Origin of the sequence: Pantoea sp. Ap-870 (assembly GCF_011752515.1) — a bacterium.
GTDB classification, from domain to species: Bacteria; Pseudomonadota; Gammaproteobacteria; order Enterobacterales; family Enterobacteriaceae; genus Pantoea; species Pantoea dispersa.
This window is the reverse complement of record NZ_VWXG01000003.1, coordinates 24,534-39,147: the sequence shown is the minus strand read 5'-3', so window position 1 is coordinate 39,147 and position 14,614 is coordinate 24,534. Positions and strand designations below refer to the sequence as shown.

Genomic DNA, 14,614 nt, shown 5'->3' with positions numbered 1-14,614 from the left:
GTTTTGTAAATCATTAATATTTAGAAAAATCTTGTACGCTATTACTTCACTATTAATCGACCATCACCAGTATTTCAGTATTTCGTATACCAAAATCATCATACTTATAGAAAACATGTTTGCCTGCTTTGCTGGAGCATAAAGGGCAACTTTTGAACGCCTTGCCATTTTTCTGAATAGCTAAAGAATCATGCAGTGGCTGTTGACATGTGGAACATTCCTCTCCTGCTTTTATCTCAGACATTTGGTTGTTACTCCATCATTACATTCTAAATCAACAATTTAGGTAACAGTCTTTAATAGTCGAAATGCAATCGAATCATAAGTTAATGTAATCATATTGGCATGGGTCATAAAAGTTTTCAAAACAAATTTACATTCCGATTCATGATGATTATTATTGAGGAATAAGAATATTCTGTAACATAAAAATTATAAAAATGATTAAAATCATATGGTTAGTGTTTTTATTTTTTTTGGTTTCATTTTTACTTAGTTTTTTCCTTCTTAAAAAGGTAATTGATTTTTTTGTTTTTTTTCTTTGATACTTTCTGGATGGTAATGTTATGCAAAAAAACATATCAAAAACAATGTATTCTGAGTGGGTGCTGAGACACAGCCTCTACTGGATAAGCGCAATCACTCGCTGGAGGCTTGATGAAAACGATCAAAACTGGCTCGTCTCGTTCGAAGACTGGAACGACGAGGTTGAGTTCGAGTTCGAACGACTGCTGAATGACTACAAGCTTAGGGAGAAGCTTCAGGTTCATACCGGTCAAGTCAGGACTTCTATCATCGACAATGTTCTGAGGAGTATTGATTCGAGACTCTCTCAATGAACACGATGCCATTCAACTTTGACCGCCTGAGCAATGGCAAAGTCTTTATCAGCAACCTTGCTGGCTTTCACAGCTTTGTCGATAACGAAGAACTCAACCTCCTTGCCAATAACATTTTTCCTCCAGAGCAAACGACTTCCCGGCTACTTGAAAGCAGATTGTTCATTTCAGACGATGCTACTCAGGCAGTTTCAAAAGCCTCTCTGAGTTCTGCCTTTGCCAAGCGACTGATGAACGAACTGGCCGTCAGACCCATCTTTATGATTGTGCCGACTCTCAGGTGCGATCACACCTGCAAGTATTGCCAGGTCAGCAGAGCATCTATTACTGCTGATGGTTATGACCTGAACCCAGAACTGATACCGCAAATCGTCAGCACCATCAAAAAGCTGGGCACTTCACCTTACAAGATAGAAGTGCAGGGCGGAGAACCGCTTCTCAGGTTCGATCTCGTCCAGTCAATTTATGAAGAGTGTGTGAGTTCTTTAGGTAGTGATGCTTTCGAAATGGTTATTGCTACGAGTCTCTCCATACTAGATGCAGATATCATCTCTTGGGTTAAAGAACGGAATATCACCTTTTCTGTCTCTCTTGATGGTAATGAAGCCGTCCATAATAAAAATCGTATCCTCACCGACTCTCAGGCTCACAAAAAAGCCGTCACGGGCATTAGAAAAATCACAGAAGAGCTGGGAGCAAACCGGGTAGCCACGGTAACCACAGTTACTAAGGAGCTGACAAAAGAGCCAGCTTCCATAGTGGATGCTCATCTGTCTCTTGGCGTCACTGACATGTTTATCCGGCCTGTAAGTCCCTACGGGTTTGCTCAGAAGCAGAGCTTCACTTTTTCAATGCCGGAATATTTTGATTTTTATAAAGAGCTGATGCAGGAAGTGTTGTTTCAGAATCAGAAAGGCATACCTGTCGTTGAGCACTCAGCCTCTATCCATCTAAAGCGGATTTTTAATCCGGGTTTCAGTGGTTATGCAGACTTGAAATCACCAAGCGGAGTAGTGCTGAACTGCATCCTGTTCAACTATGACGGCAAGGTCTACGGAAGCGACGAAAGCCGTATGCTCCAGAAAGTAAATCCCGAAGCAGATTTCAGTGCAGGAGAGTTTGCCTCACTGTCATTCAGTAGCAACGAATACTACCGTTCCGCTCTCTCATTATCATTCAACTTCGCCATGCCAGGTTGTGACACCTGCGCATATCAGCCTTTCTGTGGAGCAGATCCTTGTCAGAACATCAGTGTTCATGGCGAGCCTGTTGGTGACAAGAGTCGGTCAACCTTCTGCCAGTATCACAAAGGGATGTTCCGCTTACTGCTGAATGAAATCTCTCAGGATGGACCAATGGCTGAGATGCTCAAAAGGTGGGCTTATGTCTGAGGTGCTGAGAAACGATATTTTCCGGTTTTCATCAGACTTACCCGTTCAGCAAGGCTTCTATTGCCTGTGTAAAACCAAGCCCGAGAATCCTCAATTCTATCTGCCAAATTTGCTTGTCACTGCAACACAACTCGATTCCAGACTGCCTGTATATTTTGCAGACTCGATTGTGAGCCGGGAACTTTTCGATTCCATTGAAGATGGTGACATTGGGATCGTCAACAACGGCAACATGCTCCGGGTAATTCTGTCCCGTAGAGCAAACCATAACACTGTCCTTGTCACCGAAAGGTGCAACAACAGTTGCCTGTTTTGTTCTCAGCCTCCTAAAGCTGGAAACGATGACTGGCTTCTCAACCAGTCAGCTCTCGCTATCGCTTCCTTCTCTCTAAATGGAGTAGTGGGAGTGAGCGGGGGAGAGCCTTTGCTCTATGGCGAAGACTTCCTGCATTTTCTGGACTTCATCATCGAAAACTCTCCTGACACAGCACTGCATGTTCTAACCAACGGACGGAAGTTTGCGGATGTCAGCTTTACCCAGCAGATGAAGGAAAGAAGCGATAAGCTCAAAATCACGTTTGGGATACCACTCTATTCTTCAAGAGCATCAGTGCACGACTATCTGGTCGGAAGCGAGGGAGCTTTTGATGAAACAGTCAGGGGACTGATCAATGCCGGTAACTCAGGAATCAACATAGAACTGAGAGTCATCCCTACTCAGGCGAACTACACAGAACTTAATGACATAGTAGAGTTTGCTGGTCGTGTGTTCTCGAACATTAACCAGATCTCCCTGATGGGACTGGAGTCGATTGGGTGGGCCCGTAAGAACTGGTCCTCAATCTTCATTGAGCACGACAATTACAGTGAAAAAATCCTTTCGGCTATAGACACTGCACACAGGTCAGGTATCCCTCTTACCATCTTCAATTATCCATTATGCCACCTTCCTGAAAGGGCATGGAATTTTGCAACTCAGTCGATCTCTGACTGGAAAAATTACTATCCCAAAGATTGTGATGAATGCACTCAGAAGTCTTCCTGTGCTGGTTATTTCAGTTCATCAAAAGGCCGTTTTCATCAACCTCCGAGACCAATAATATGAAAAAGTTTAATTTCGCGGCTCTGCTTCCCGGATTTTTGGCTCTTAATAACTCTGTTTGGGCAAGTGATTCATCTACTGGTGCCAGTGACTTACCTGGTATGACTCTGAACGAACATGATTTGGTGATAGCTCCGCTCAACACCGAAGTGCCGTTCTACATTGCCGGACACAGAAGTCACAGTTCTCACCGTAGCCACAGCTCACACCGTTCCTCATCAGGCGGAGGTTACTATGGCGGAAGCACTCCTTACTATCCCAAAACATACAGCTCGCCAAGCACCTCAGACTCATCCGGTTCAGGAACTCGCTCCTCCTCCTCAATCCGTTCGCTTCGTTCTAACGACACTGATAGCTCAACTACAACAAGCTCAGCAGGAACCACAGGTGCCAACCGTGCAAGTAGTGGGCTGACTGCTGATACAGAAAAACGTAAGCGGTTGATCATGAGAGTGCAGTTCGCCTTACTCGATAAAGGTTTTTACAACGGGAATATTGACGGGAGCATGGGACCAGCGACACGAACAGCCATTAAGAATTACAGAGTTGCAAATGGATTACCCACTCCCGTAAGAGAAACATTAGACACTCAGCTATTGAATTCCTTAAATATACTGGCTCGGTAAGACATTGGGAATAAATATAATGAAGATAAAACTTTCAATTTATAAAACAAAAAGAATTACTGATGATATTGATCAGGTTTTGAATTTGGAAAAAGTCCAAAAACCTATTGAATTTGAAATGGATGATGCAAGAGCATACCTTTATGCAAAGCAAATTTCTGACCCAGTGTTACCCGAATGGACAACTTTATTTACAAGCCAAAAGACAGACATAAAACCCGATTTTTTTGGAATGAATAGTAGCACTGGAGCAGTACTGGTGGTTGAGGTTGATAACTCAAGGTATCTTATTCCGTTTGGAACTGGCCATCACTTAATCAACGATAATAACATTGTCAAAAGTTTTGGGCTGAAAACAACCCTTAAATGTATTGAGCATAAAAAAATCCGTAGCCTGGATAAAGGTAGTCATAACGAAACCAATCTTCTAACTCGCAGTCAGAGTAGTAAAGAAGTCGATATATATAATCTTAAAGTTGATTCTGAGATGGATATTCTCACGACCCTCACAGGCACTTCCACTGAAGATTTTTTAGGGAATAAAATAACAGGAAAGGACGCTTTTGTAATTGTGCCAGAGATTGACTTAAAAACGATTCCTGAATTATTAATAAAAATAGACTCTATTTATCAATTACCCCTTCCCGAAGAATTCGAATGGGTCAACAATATTAAAGAAGCTGATGAGGCCGAAGTTGAAATACTGGATTCACTTTTAATTGATTTGATAAAACAAAGAGATTTCAGTGATATATGGTTAGGTGAGCCAGAAATTGTGGATTGGGAAAATCAAATAGGTTATTGCTTCGAGAAAAGACAACGGTTTGCACATGAAAATTTGTCAATAGAACAATTATGTGATTTTTTCAACAGTAAAAATATAGAGATAAATATTGACGGTATTAAAAAAAATCACCTGCATGTTTTGAATGCAGAACATGAATCGATAAAGAAATGGTCTTTGTATAGATGCATTTATGCTGAAATAAAAGAAGGTGATCAAAACTACATTTTGCGAGACTCCATATGGTATGTGGCCGATAGAAAATTTGTCACAAGCATTGATGATGAGATGAAAAAAATTCTACATTATGAGGAGTCTGATAAGTTTCCAGTATACTCCTTTAAAAGAGAGGAGGATTATAATAACAATGTTTGTCTTGGTGACAAATCATTCACACATATGGATCAAAAATTCATTCATCATGGTGGAGGGAAAAGCAAAATTGAATTTTGCGACCTTATAAAAGATGCATCGGATTTTATTCATGTGAAATATTATAGTGGTTCACAAAGTATGAGCCATCTTTTCTCACAAGGATTTGTCGGTTCTGAGCTTTTTATAAGCGATTCAGAATTCCGTGGGAAACTTAATGAGAAGCTTCCTGACCATATAAAATTAGCTGATCATATAACACGACCTGATGCTAAAAATTATAAATTAGTTTTCGCCATAGCTACCAATAAAAAACTGCCTGAAGATCTACCTTTGTTTTCAAAAATAAATTTAAAAAACTTTCACAAGAGTATCAGCAATTTTGGTTATGAAGTAAGGATTTGCAAAATAGATGTAGACCCTAGTATTTACAAAAGGAAATTATGTAAGCCACAAAAAAACAAGCTTTAAGTTAGTTTGTTAATGTCGGATATTTCTGTCAGTTCATTCAAGAAATCACTTTTATTCCTCAGAAGCCAATGAAAAACTTTTGGGTTCTCAAGCAGTTTCTTAATATGAGATATGATAATAGTGAGCTTCAAACTATTCGAGCCGTATGTTTCTTTGATTTTTTGAGTGTCGAAATGAACTTGAGCCATTTCTTTCTCAAGTCGTTCAATCGCTTTCCTGTTCGCAAGTTTTGAGTCCGATTTCTTTTTAGGGGGCTGTATAAGGTATTCAGGAGAGGAACTGTGATATAGTGATTCCGAAAATAGGGTTGAATAATTTTCAAACTTTACCATCAGGTTCGCACATTCTATCTGTCTTAAAGGAATCATTTTCTTTAAGGTTCTAAAAGTATTAACCGGAATATCTTTATCGTTAAACAGTTCTATCACTTCCGGGCATATACCCTTCAGAACTGAGAGGTTAGATTTCAGAGACTCAACACTTATATTTAGTGCGGTGCAAAGCATTTCAACAGGAACTCCTACTCTTACAGCTTCTTTAAGCATTCGTTGGATCTGTATTATTGTTATTCGGTTAACTTTTTTATTTGGTGTGTAAGTGTCGTATGTTGTCGAAATAAGGCAATTTACTTTATCCTCACCTAACTCTTTAAGGGCCTCAACCCTAAGGTGGCCATCGAGGATTTTCACAGAATTATCTGTTTGATCAATGAAGACAAGTATTGGTTCTACTAAGCCGATGGCTAATATAGTGCTTTTTATTTGGGCGAATTTTTTACTGATTTGAAAATTTACAGGAAGCTTTTTTGTGTAAGTCAGATCAGCCAGTTTAAAACTTACTGATTTGTCATTGAAGCAGTATTTGATCATTTTACACCTCAATTAGTAGTGTTTCTAACTATGACTTTAACAACATCTTGTAGACTTTCTTCAGCTACTATTTTAGAAAAATTCTCATTACTGGTAAGCTCTTTAAATATCTGACTTGCAACTAATAGTTTTATTTCCACATATTCAGCTTTATTTTTGATTTTTTTATGTTGGGAGATGTTATCCTGATAAAGTTGTTGTAACTCATCAGTAGTCATTTTTTTCTTTTTCTTGGCAACACCAAAGTTATTATTAATAAATCCCTTGAGTCCTTCATCTCGTGAATCGAGTATTTCACGAATTTTACCAACATCTTTATGTTTTATTAAACCTTCATCAAAAGCTTTTATCAATAGTTCTTGACCACCCTCAAAGTCTACTCTTGCAATTTCAACAGCAAAGGATATTGGTATGCATCCTGACTCAACAGCCGAAAGTAACTTATTTTCCCCTTTATTAATGAGCATGGTTAGACTTGTAATCCAGTGCAAAGATAGGCCGGTAGAGCTTGATATCTCCTTATTAGTTAATCCTTGCTCAGTCATTTCTTTAATTCGTTGAAACTGTTCCCCTGCTCTTGGAATTACTCGGGCCATATTTTCGACTAAACTCATGATGTAAGCTTGGTTTTCGTCTATATCCAATATAAAAGCGGGAATTAGCTCCTCACCCAATGCAGTCAACGATTCAAGTCTACCTTGACCGCATATCAAAGCGAAATCGTATTTTTTATCAACGATCTTTCGAATCGTTATTGGTTTTCTAAGCCCACTTGCATCAATGCTTTCAGTTATTTCTGCATGGCGAAATTTGTTCCTTGAACGTGGAATGACTACCTTTATAGAAGATATTTTAACCATGTGAACATTTTGATCTTGCATTTAAAGTACATCCTTCTCATCAGTTGATAACATATCAAAGAATGGCTTGATATCATCGAAATGATACATTTCGAATAAAAGAGTATTGTTGTCTTTGATTTTTAATTCATGTTCCAGAAATTCTATTGACGGTAAGATGTAATAATCAACAGGCTCAGTGTTGAGACTATTCATCCTTGCAATGATGCTAATTTCTGGATTTAAACTCCTGTCCAATCGCACCACCCATCTATGTTTGTTTAAACCTGTTTTTTTACATCGCGAAAGCACTATTGAGAAGCTTAAGGCTTTATTAACTGAAATCAACTTGTTTTCAAGTATCTTCACTTCACTACTTAGAATTTCATTTTGTATTTTGTTAACAATATCACCGTGTTTTTTTCGTAGGTAAGAGTTTATCTCTAAGTATTGATAGTCTCGCTCAGGGGTATAATCTATTAATTTATAAGCATTGAGAAGACCTCCAAAGCGGTTTGCAATTACACTGCTTGATGGACTACCATCCTCCTCATCTATAATAAATCCTGATATTTTTCCATGCTTAGAAAGAATTTTTCTCAAACAATCAAGAATTTTTTCATTGCTCATTTTTATAGAACGATTATCAATTATTTCCTTGGCTAATTTGAATTTTTCTTCTGAAATGATGGGTTTAAAAAAGGAACTATACTCAATCCATTCATCTTCAGGGTTTCTAACCTTTTTTGTCTTTAACTTTTGTGATGTTCGGTTGTATGTGTATTTTCCTGTATATCTGCTATTAATAAGAATGGAGTGAATTCGACCACGTGTCCATTCTGTTTTATCGCTGAATCTACACCCCTCCTGATTAAGTCGTGAAGCGATAAGATACTCATTTAATCCGTCAAAAATGAACATATTGAAAATTTTTTTTATCAGCTCAATTTCTTTTTTTGTTCCAGGAACGAGAACTATTCTGTCTGTTTGAAGGCTCTTTCTCTCACCATGAGCGAGTATCATCTTTGATTTATTATTATTATCAAGTAACTTTCTTTTAAGCCCATATCCGGGTTTTCCTCCTTGATAGTATCCTCTTTTCACCAGGTTTACGTGTCCTGCAAATACCTTTATCGAAAGGTTTTTACTTAAGGCTCCCGCTGCGTACATAAGTGAAGAAAGTATGAATGTTTCAGTTTCACTATTTTCGGGAAGGTTTTCGGCACAATAAATGACATTCACATTGTTCATTTTGAGGAGATATTTATAGTAAATGCCTTCTTGAGGATCCTTGAATCGACCAAAACGACTTACATCGTATACAAGGACTGCATCGATATTAATAACCTTTGTCAGAACATCATTAACAAGTTTATTAAAGTCATGCCTTCCAGTAGTAGTTACACCACTCTTACCTGCATCGTCATAGGTATGTATGATTTCCATATTATGCTCATCAGCATATTTTTTTATGAATCGTGCTTGGTTATCTAAAGAAAACTCCTGAAGATTAGTAGACATCCGTAGATACTGGGCAACCCTAACCTTATGTATCTTATCAGTTTTATCAATCATTTTAGTGCCTTGATGAAACTACTTGAGAAATGAATTGGTTAAAAATTGATCATTTTTCAATCGCTTTCAACCTTTTTTTGTTTTCTGCAAGGCGGATTTTTGAGATATGTAATTAACATTTTCTCGGAAGTAACAAACGATGAGAGGTTTGAGGGGGCTAAAGAGTGGAAAGCTGGATTATCTCTTTGTGCTGGGAGTTAAACGGAACTTTTAAGTTTTGCCGTAAAAATTTTTCTTAAAAAGTATTTTATATGTAGCCTAAAAAAGAAAATTTTATAATTTTTACTTACAAAACAGAATACTAATAGATGTTTATAAGTACTGCTGCATCATGGGGGTGTGGCCACTGAAGTCCATTTGCTCTGCTCCTTTCATCTCATTCTCACTCAGGATTCACTCTTTTGATTTCCGCTGGCTGGACAGGGGCAGCCGGGGATGGATGGTTATCACACTGGCGGATAACGAAAGGGCAGATGTTAGCATTTTTGCGCAGCCCGCTTCATCCGCCAGCCGATGTTTCTGGCTGGCGACCATATCAAATTGCGACAGGCGGTAAAAAGCAAATTTTACGCGGCGGGGAAAACTGTGGAGCCAGCACGCAAATTCGGCGCTTAGCGCGGCCGGGCGCTGCCGCTGCCGCGCTACAGGTGAGTGTCAGTTCGGTCAGTGCACCCCTTACCTCTGCGGCGTTTTCATTACCTGAGCAGAGATATGGCTGGTCATAACTGCAGAATCACAACGGGCGTAAATTTACGACATTGCTCTGTAAGTCGCTTCGTTGAACGATTACCATGAGCATTCGTGTTTCATCTGGCTTATGGATATCCGATGCGTTTTAAGGTTGCTCTTCTTCCGCTTATTTGTTTGCTTGCTGCCTGCAGCAGTAAGCCTGCCCCCCAGCAGCAATCCGCCGTTGTGCCTGCACCGAAAGGGGGGTTTTTACTGGAACCTTCTCACGCCATTCAGCCGATGTTTGGCGACTTTGCCGGTAATCCGGCGGCAGAACAATTTATCGATCAGATGGTGGCGAAGCACGGTTTCAACCGCGACCAGCTGCATGCGGTCATTGGCCAGGCGAAGCGACTGGATTACGTGCTGCGCCTGATGGATCAGCAGGCGCCGAGCTATACGCCGCCGAGCGGGCCGAACGGCGCGTGGATTCGCTATCGCAATAAATTCATCACCCCGGATAACGTGCAGAACGGCGTCGCCTTCTGGAATCAATATCAGGATGCGCTGCAGCGCGCCCAGCAGGTGTATGGCGTACCGCCGGAGATCATCGTCGGGATTATCGGGGTGGAAACACGCTGGGGCCGGGTGATGGGCAAAACCCGTCTGCTGGACGCGCTGGCGACGCTCTCGTTTAGCTATCCGCGCCGTGCCGCTTACTTCAGCAGCGAGCTGGAAACCTTCCTGTTGATGGCGCGCACCGAGCAGGACGATCCGCTGGATCTGCGCGGCTCTTTCGCCGGTGCCATGGGCTACGGCCAGTTTATGCCGTCCTCCTATAAGCAGTATGCGGTCGATTTTAACGGCGACGGCCACATCAATCTGTGGGATCCGGTGGATGCCATCGGCAGCGTTGCCAACTACTTCAAAGCGCACGGCTGGCGTTCCGGTGAAAACGTCGCCGTGCCCGCCAGCGGTCAGGCACCGGCGCTGGAGAACGGTTTCAAAACCTCTTATTCAGTGAATACGCTGGCAGCCAGCGGTCTGGCACCGCAGGGTTCGCTGGACGGCAACAGCCAGGTCAGCCTGCTGCGGCTGGATCTCGGCACCAGCTATCAATACTGGTACGGTCTGCCTAATTTCTACGTGATCACGCGCTACAACCACAGCACGCACTATGCCATGGCGGTGTGGCAGCTGGGGCAGGCGGTCGCCCAGGCGCGTCAGGGCAACATGCTTTAATACTGTCCTTATAAAGTATGAGGGTATAAGATGGCGCCCCTTTTGCGGTGCCTTCTTCATCGCATACCGACTACTGAGGAATATGTATGACGACTTTACCTGCCTGCCCGGCCTGCCAGGCAGATTACACCTGGCAGGAGGGTGATAACCTGAACTGCCCCTCCTGCGGCCATATCTGGTCCGCCAGCGCGGATGACAGCAGCGAAGGGCTGGTAGTGCGCGATGCCAACGGTAACCTGCTGGCAGATGGCGATAGCGTAACCGTAGTGAAAGATCTCAAGGTGAAAGGCAGCTCTTCCACCCTGAAAATCGGCACTAAAGTGAAAAGCATCCGTCTGGTTGAAGGTGACCACAATATCGATTGTAAAATCGACGGCTTCGGTCCGATGAAACTCAAATCTGAGTTTGTGAAAAAGAACTAATTGCAGGACGGCCATGCGCCGTCCTGTTGCTTTTCCCCGCAGGATGCGGAAGTAATGACATCCGCATCCTGCGCGCTATCACCACGCCTGAGCCTGCAGCACCTGACTCCGCTGCGCCATCCACACTTTTTCTGCAACCGCACTTTTCTCTTCGCGCCTCGCGCAGCAAAACAGTTAGTGTGTGACTCTTCCACACAGACAGGAGCGTTGCTATGCAAGACTGGAATCCCCAGCTGTATCGTCAGTTTGAATCTGAGCGTACGCGCCCGGCACAGGAGTTGCTGGCGCGTATTCCCGTCAACGAGGTGCGCTTTGCTACGGACCTGGGATGTGGCCCGGGCAACAGCACGGAACTGCTGGCGCACGCCTGGCCGCAGGCGCACATCACCGGCATCGACAGCTCTGAGGCGATGCTGGAACAGGCGCGGCAACGCCTGCCGGACTGTGATTTTCGTCAGGCCGATATCCGCAGCTGGCAGCCTGAGCAGCCGCAACAGGTCATTTATGCCAATGCGTCGCTGCAATGGCTGACCGACCACGAAACCTTGTTGCCGCATCTGGTAAACCAGCTGGCACCGGGCGGTGCACTGGCGGTGCAAATGCCGGATAACCTGCAGGAGCCGTCGCATCGTCTGATGCGTGAGGTGGCCGCCAGCTCACGCTGGCAGGGGCATATTTCGCCTCAGGCGGCAGAGCGCAAACGCCTGCTGAGCAGCGATCGCTACTATGATTTATTAGGCGATGCAGGCTGTCAGGTCGATATCTGGCGCACCACTTACTATCATCCGATGGCGGATGCGCAGGCGATTATCAGCTGGTTGCGTGCCACCGGGCTGCGTCCGTTCCTTGCCGCGCTGGATGAGGCGCAGCAGGCTGACTTTTTACGCGACTATCATCAGGCGCTGCTGCCCGCTTACCCGACGCGCAGTAATGGACAGGTTTTGCTGGCCTTTCCGCGTTTATTTATGGTGGCGGTGAAAACGCACTGACCTCACCGGAACGCAGCGCGCAAAATGCGACGGTGGCGGTTGAAAAGGGCTTGTTGCCGCACCATTTACTGCTAACGTGAAGCGCCACAACAGGAGAAGGCGATGAACGACGAACAACTTCAGCAGCTCAGCCGACGTATTGGCGAACAGCTCAGGCATCGTCAGGCGACGGTGACGGCGGCGGAGTCCTGTACCGGCGGCTGGATTGCCAAGGTATTTACCGACATCAGCGGCAGTTCTGCGTGGTTTGAGCGCGGCTTTGTTACCTATAGCAATGAGGCCAAGCAGCAGATGGTTGGCGTGCAGGCGGCGACGCTGGCGCAGCACGGTGCCGTCAGTGAGCAAACGGTACGCGAAATGGTGACCGGCGCCTGTGCCGCGGCCGGCGCCGGCTACGGTATTGCGGTGAGCGGTATCGCCGGGCCGGATGGCGGCACGGCAGAAAAGCCGGTCGGTACCGTCTGGTTTGCGCTGGCAGGTCCGGAGGGCCGCGTGCTGGCGCAGCGCCAGCAGTTTGCCGGCGATCGTGATGCTGTCCGGCGTCAGTCGGTTAGCTGGGCGCTGCAGGCGCTGCTGGATGAATTTCTGACAAATTAAACTTGATACTGTATGACTATACAGTATAATTAGCGGCAACAGAACGAGCAGGCATACACGGTGCCCGCTCACCCGGCATGATTAGGAGTGGAAATGGCGATTGACGAGAACAAACAGAAGGCTTTAGCTGCCGCGCTGGGCCAGATTGAGAAACAATTTGGTAAAGGCTCCATCATGCGCCTGGGTGAAGACCGCTCGATGGATGTTGAAACCATCTCTACCGGCTCTCTGTCGCTGGACATCGCGCTGGGCGCGGGTGGCCTGCCAATGGGCCGTATCGTTGAGATCTACGGACCTGAGTCCTCCGGTAAAACCACGCTGACCCTGCAGGTCATTGCTGCTGCGCAGCGTAAAGGCAAAACCTGTGCCTTTATCGATGCCGAGCACGCGCTGGATCCGGTATACGCCAAGAAACTGGGTGTCGACATTGATAACCTGCTGTGTTCGCAGCCGGATACCGGTGAGCAGGCGCTGGAGATCTGTGATGCGCTGGCCCGTTCTGGTGCGGTAGACGTGATCATCGTTGACTCCGTGGCGGCGCTGACGCCGAAAGCGGAAATTGAAGGTGAAATCGGTGATTCGCACATGGGTCTGGCTGCGCGTATGATGAGCCAGGCGATGCGTAAGCTGGCGGGTAACCTTAAGCAGTCCAACACGCTGCTGATCTTCATCAACCAGATTCGTATGAAGATTGGTGTGATGTTCGGTAACCCGGAAACCACCACCGGTGGTAACGCTCTGAAGTTCTACGCCTCCGTACGTCTGGATATCCGCCGTATCGGCGCCATTAAAGAGGGCGACGAAGTGGTGGGGAGCGAAACCCGCGTTAAAGTGGTGAAGAACAAAGTGGCAGCACCGTTTAAGCAGGCTGAGTTCCAGATCATGTACGGTGAAGGCATCAACACCTTCGGCGAGCTGGTTGACCTCGGTGTGAAGCACAAACTGGTGGAAAAAGCCGGTGCGTGGTACAGCTACAACGGCGATAAAATCGGCCAGGGTAAAGCGAACGCTACCAACTTCCTCAAAGAGAATCCGGCGATTGCCAATGAGCTCGACGTTAAGCTGCGTGACATGCTGCTGACCGGTGCAACGGCAGAAGCGGCAACAGCGGATAGCGCGGCTGATAAATACGAAGAAGCCAGCGAAACCAACGAAGATTTCTAATCATACCCACGGGAGCAGCAATGCTCCCGTTTTGCTTTTTCCCGCCCGTGCTTTTCCTCTCTGCCTTCTTGCTTTACCCTGCGCAACAGTCACAACAAGGTAATCCTATGTCATCGACCTCATCACAGGCTCCGCAGCCAACCTTTTCCCGGGTACTCGATCGTGCCATGCGTATTTTGTCGCAGCGCGACCATAGCCGCGACGAGCTGAAACGCAAACTGCAGCTGAACAATCAGCGTGCGGCCTGGCTACAGCAACAGGAGAGCCAGCCGATACCGGAAGCGCTGCTGGAGAAAGTGCTCGACTGGTGTCAGGAGAATGGCTGGCTCAACGACCAGCGTTTTACCGAACACTTTATTCAGAGTCGCGCGCGCAAAGGCTATGGTCCACAGCGGGTGCGCATGGAGCTGCAGCAAAAAGGCATCGACCGTGATGAGATCAACCAGGCGCTGTTCGATAGCGAGGTTGACTGGAGCCAGTGCGCGGCCGAGGTCGCTAAACGTAAATTCGGCGAACCGCTGCCGCAAAGCTGGGCGGAAAAAAGCAAAGTCCAGCGCTTTCTGATGTCGAAAGGCTTTATGATGGAAGACATTCAGGCGATTTTCAGAAATATTGACGACTGAAAGGCGATGGGATTTTACTTCCCATTGAAGAAAATTTATC

The 14,614-nt window shown here is 45.1% G+C and carries 14 protein-coding genes; 11 read left to right on the top strand and 3 right to left on the bottom strand.

Annotation, left to right across the window (positions count from 1 at the left end; genetic code table 11):
* Positions 1–566: 566 nt before the first annotated feature.
* Genes hxsD through F3J41_RS09420 form a run of 5 tightly spaced genes read left to right on the top strand, consistent with a single transcriptional unit; the run spans position 567 to position 5,585 of the window.
* Entirely contained in the window at positions 567–839 is a 273-nt protein-coding gene (hxsD, locus tag F3J41_RS09440; protein WP_166710875.1) for a His-Xaa-Ser system protein HxsD, read from the top strand.
* A complete protein-coding gene (gene hxsB, locus F3J41_RS09435) occupies positions 836–2,230 on the top strand; it encodes a His-Xaa-Ser system radical SAM maturase HxsB (protein WP_166710873.1) in 1,395 nt (464 codons plus the stop codon). Before hxsD ends, hxsB begins: the two co-directional genes overlap by 4 nt.
* The gene (gene hxsC, locus F3J41_RS09430; protein WP_166710871.1) at positions 2,223–3,335 is read left to right on the top strand and encodes a His-Xaa-Ser system radical SAM maturase HxsC; all 1,113 of its coding nucleotides are present in this window, start codon (positions 2,223–2,225) and stop codon (positions 3,333–3,335) included. The genes hxsB and hxsC overlap by 8 nt, the downstream gene beginning before the upstream one ends.
* Positions 3,332–3,958 carry a His-Xaa-Ser repeat protein HxsA gene (gene hxsA, locus F3J41_RS09425; RefSeq protein WP_166710869.1) on the top strand — a complete coding sequence of 209 codons (627 nt, stop codon included), beginning with the start codon at positions 3,332–3,334 and terminating at the stop codon, positions 3,956–3,958. The genes hxsC and hxsA overlap by 4 nt, the downstream gene beginning before the upstream one ends.
* Positions 3,959–3,977: 19 nt before the next feature.
* A complete protein-coding gene (locus F3J41_RS09420) occupies positions 3,978–5,585 on the top strand; it encodes a TIGR04141 family sporadically distributed protein (RefSeq protein ID WP_166710867.1) in 1,608 nt (535 codons plus the stop codon).
* On the opposite strand, the gene F3J41_RS09415 is transcribed toward F3J41_RS09420, so the two are convergent.
* Genes F3J41_RS09415 through F3J41_RS09405 form a run of 3 tightly spaced genes read right to left on the bottom strand, consistent with a single transcriptional unit; the run spans position 5,582 to position 8,868 of the window.
* A complete protein-coding gene (locus tag F3J41_RS09415; protein WP_166710865.1) occupies positions 5,582–6,454 on the bottom strand; it encodes a plasmid partitioning protein RepB C-terminal domain-containing protein in 873 nt (290 codons plus the stop codon). The two genes, F3J41_RS09420 and F3J41_RS09415, sit on opposite strands and share 4 nt — an antisense overlap.
* Before the next feature lie 8 nt (positions 6,455–6,462).
* Complete coding sequence (locus F3J41_RS09410) at positions 6,463–7,335, bottom strand: ParB/RepB/Spo0J family partition protein (protein WP_166710863.1); 873 nt, start codon at positions 7,333–7,335, stop codon at positions 6,463–6,465.
* The gene (locus F3J41_RS09405; RefSeq protein WP_166710861.1) at positions 7,336–8,868 is read right to left on the bottom strand and encodes a recombinase family protein; all 1,533 of its coding nucleotides are present in this window, start codon (positions 8,866–8,868) and stop codon (positions 7,336–7,338) included. It lies immediately after the preceding gene.
* Positions 8,869–9,696: 828 nt separating this feature from the next.
* On the opposite strand from F3J41_RS09405, the gene mltB reads away from it, so the two are divergent.
* From mltB to F3J41_RS09375, 6 genes are all read left to right on the top strand, one after another.
* Complete coding sequence (gene mltB, locus F3J41_RS09400; RefSeq protein WP_031279678.1) at positions 9,697–10,779, top strand: lytic murein transglycosylase B; 1,083 nt, start codon at positions 9,697–9,699, stop codon at positions 10,777–10,779.
* A gap of 86 nt (positions 10,780–10,865) precedes the next feature.
* Positions 10,866–11,201: a zinc ribbon domain-containing protein YjdM gene (locus F3J41_RS09395; protein ID WP_088516493.1), complete on the top strand. Its 336-nt coding sequence runs from the start codon at positions 10,866–10,868 to the stop codon at positions 11,199–11,201.
* A 212-nt stretch (positions 11,202–11,413) separates the two neighbouring features.
* Positions 11,414–12,190, top strand: coding sequence for a trans-aconitate 2-methyltransferase (gene tam, locus F3J41_RS09390; RefSeq protein WP_166710859.1), 777 nt, complete (start codon positions 11,414–11,416; stop codon positions 12,188–12,190).
* A 102-nt stretch (positions 12,191–12,292) separates the two neighbouring features.
* Entirely contained in the window at positions 12,293–12,787 is a 495-nt protein-coding gene (gene pncC / locus F3J41_RS09385) for a nicotinamide-nucleotide amidase (RefSeq protein WP_058776003.1), read from the top strand.
* A 93-nt stretch (positions 12,788–12,880) separates the two neighbouring features.
* Positions 12,881–13,951, top strand: a complete 1,071-nt coding sequence (gene recA / locus F3J41_RS09380; RefSeq protein ID WP_021507334.1) for a recombinase RecA — start codon at positions 12,881–12,883, stop codon at positions 13,949–13,951.
* 167 nt (positions 13,952–14,118) lie between these two features.
* Positions 14,119–14,574 carry a regulatory protein RecX gene (locus F3J41_RS09375; RefSeq protein ID WP_104189679.1) on the top strand — a complete coding sequence of 152 codons (456 nt, stop codon included), beginning with the start codon at positions 14,119–14,121 and terminating at the stop codon, positions 14,572–14,574.
* Positions 14,575–14,614 lie beyond the last annotated feature (40 nt).